Source organism: Protofrankia sp. Cr1 (genome assembly GCF_963555865.1).
Lineage (GTDB): Bacteria > Actinomycetota > Actinomycetes > Frankiales > Frankiaceae > Protofrankia.
Genome location: NZ_CAUVXO010000666.1, coordinates 1 through 2,696 on the forward strand (window position 1 = coordinate 1; position 2,696 = coordinate 2,696).

The window sequence follows — 2,696 nt, forward strand, 5'->3', positions numbered from 1 at the left end:
CATCGCCCCGTAGTACATACCGCCATACCAGGCAACCAGGTCTGGTGCGACCGGGCGCACCCCAACTTCCAACAGTCGTTGGGCTTGATGGTGGTTTACACACGCCCTTCGGTCCACCTGGTCCCTGGTCTTCGGCGCCGTTCGGGACAGCGCCGGTAGCGGGTTCTCTGCCAGGTCGCCGCGTTCGACAGCGAAGGCCAAGCAAGCGCCGAACGCGATCCGTTTCCGCAGGACTGTGTTAGCCGCTGCGGGCTTTCCGTCCAGTTTTTGGCTGATTACGTTCAGACAGGATCTGATCAGCTCCGGGTCGTCTGCGAGATCCGCGATCGGCCGACTATGACCGGCAAGCCAGCCGAGCACGGCCTCCAGCTCGGGAGGCGGAGGGTTCTCGGCCCACGTTCCGTCCGTGGCGAGGCTCCTCCGTGTTCCGGATTGGAACGTCCAGCCGAACAGCGCCTCGCGTACCGATTCGGCGAGCTCGGCTGGTGCCGGCGCAGTCAACAGCGCTGGTGTGACCGTCGCGAGTGCGTCCGCTAGCGACCGCCGTGTTCCCGGCGCCTGTCGTTCATCCCATTTCGTGTCCGCAAAATCCCGGGCGTGTTCCAGCCATGCCCGAGTTGACAGCGGTGCTGGCTCAGGCTCGGTCTGGGCGCGCACATCGGCGACAGGAAGGCCGCTCTGAATATCGAACGCCTCACCCTTTTTCGCTGCTGCGAGCAGTTCGGCACGGCGCGCCTCGGCCAAGCTCTTGGTGGCATAGTTTTTCGCCCACGGTCGCATTCCGACCTTCCAACGTACCTGATAAGTAGTGGGCTTTGTTTTGTTCCTGATCTCTTTGATTGCCCAGACTCGGACCGCGAAGGTCGTCGGCCGGACCTCCTCAGGTTTACCGGTCGATGACGGGTTCCGGCTGGTCATGCTGCAGGATTCTGGATACGGCCATCGAGCCAGGCATTCAGGTCGTCTCGGGCAACTCGCAAGTGCCCGTTCGGCAGTTTAATGACCTTGGGGGCGACACCCCGACGACGCCACGAGTCGAACGTGGCCCGCGGCAACGACCCATGTTCGTCGCCGAGTTCTGCTAGCACCACGGCAAGCGGGACAAGTTCGCGCTTCACGGTACGTGCCGAGGTTGTTCCAGAGGTGCTCGTGTCTCGCCGTGGCCGCGCAGGCGGCTTCGGGTTGGTGGGGGTGGTGGGTGCGGGCACGATGTCAGTGCTCCTTCTGTGAAGGCGATCAGGGGGAGTGGGGTCTTGGCGCTTCTGCTTGGCGGCGTGCGCCAGGACCCCGTTCTGCTTCTGGGCTACGGGTCTTTGTCGTCGGCCGGGGGTGCCCGGCGCGGCGGGGACTGTGGTTTGGCGGCGGGGTCGGCGGTGACGCTGGTCATCGCGGCGGTGTAGCGGGCGGCCAGGACGTCGGCGAGGGCGATGGCGTCGGCCATCTGGTCGGAGGCGATGGGGTGGTGCCAGCCGTCGTGCGGGCGGTGGGCGAGGTGGAGCAGACCGGCGATGCGCAGGGTGGTGCCGTGCGGTTTGTTCGCCCATTCGCGGATGTCGTGGAACTGCCCGCCGGGGCGGAGCTGGGTTTCGATCTGTTCGGCGATTGTGGTCTTGCCCCCGAAGTACGCCAGGGGCGGCCGCAGCCTCACGGCACCCTCCGACCTTCTGACACGGCGATCAACGGATGGCAGGTCGGGCAGCGGCTGGCGCGGCCGTCGTCGAGGTCGACGAGGCGGGTCGTCTCGTCGCAGGCACCGCACCAGGTTGGACGCTCGACGGCAGGCGTGGTGCGCACGGTTGGCGGGGCCGGCAGGTCGGCCAACCGGGCACGGAGCACCGCGTAGGGCGACCGGACCCCGCCGGGGTTTGCTCCGAGCACCTCGCGGAGCCCGGCCGGCCCCCAGCCCGCGGCCAGCGCTGCGGCGACCAGGGGGGCCAAGCGGGCCCGCTGCTTGGGCGTCAGCCGCCACGACGATCCGAGCCCGGCCAGCAAGCCGGCGGCGTCGGCTTTCGCTGGGTGCTCTCCCGCAGCCCGGTCGCAGACCCTGGCCGCTGATGGGGTTGTCCGATCCTTCGGAGATCCTCCACCACCGTCCACAGCTCCAGGGCTGTCCGCCGGCGAGGCAGCTTGCGCGGGCGGTGGAGGTTCAAGGACGTTCAAGGATGTTCGGGTGGCACAGCTGTGCCGGGGGAGGGGTGACACAACTGTGCCGGGGGGGCGGTGGCGCAGTTGCGCCAGGGGCGGCGGATTGCCACCCCTGGCAGCCTGCCGGGGGTCAGGCCGACCCGACGGTCTGTTATCCACAGGCCCCGGCTTCGGCTCGGCGGTGCCGCTCATCACGACGGTGTACATGTTCGCCCCACCGCGGCCCGCCGCCGTCTCGATCAGAAGGTGTCCTCCTGCCGCCAGCCGGCGGATCACCCGCTGCACCGTCCGCGCATCCAGTCGAGTTTTGCGAGCCAGCGTCGCTACCGACGGCCAGGCGTTCCCACCGTCGTCGTCCGCGGTGTCCGCGATCGCGAGCAGCACCAGCCGTTCGTTTCCGGCTGTCGCAGATGCCCCCCAGACCCACGTCATCGCCTTGACGCTCACTGGCTTGCCTGCCCGCACACGATGGCTTTTCTGGATCGTCTCGGCGCTGCGGCGCCGGCCCGGAGACAGCACTCGTCAAACGACGCCCACGACACGCTGCGTTC

2 protein-coding genes and 2 pseudogenes are annotated in these 2,696 nt (G+C 68.1%); all 4 read right to left on the minus strand.

The window, feature by feature from the left end; translation table 11 throughout:
- Positions 1–918: pseudogene (locus tag U9980_RS27665) on the minus strand (integrase); the annotation flags it as partial.
- 385 nt (positions 919–1,303) lie between these two features.
- On the minus strand, positions 1,304–1,648 hold the full coding sequence (locus U9980_RS27670) for a DUF3987 domain-containing protein (RefSeq protein WP_322770620.1): 345 nt from the start codon (positions 1,646–1,648) through the stop codon (positions 1,304–1,306).
- Positions 1,645–1,938 carry a hypothetical protein gene (locus U9980_RS27675; RefSeq protein WP_322770621.1) on the minus strand — a complete coding sequence of 98 codons (294 nt, stop codon included), beginning with the start codon at positions 1,936–1,938 and terminating at the stop codon, positions 1,645–1,647. Before U9980_RS27675 ends, U9980_RS27670 begins: the two co-directional genes overlap by 4 nt.
- 465 nt (positions 1,939–2,403) lie before the next feature.
- Positions 2,404–2,577: pseudogene (locus U9980_RS28850) on the minus strand (helix-turn-helix domain-containing protein); the annotation flags it as partial.
- Between the last annotated feature and the right edge of the window lie 119 nt (positions 2,578–2,696).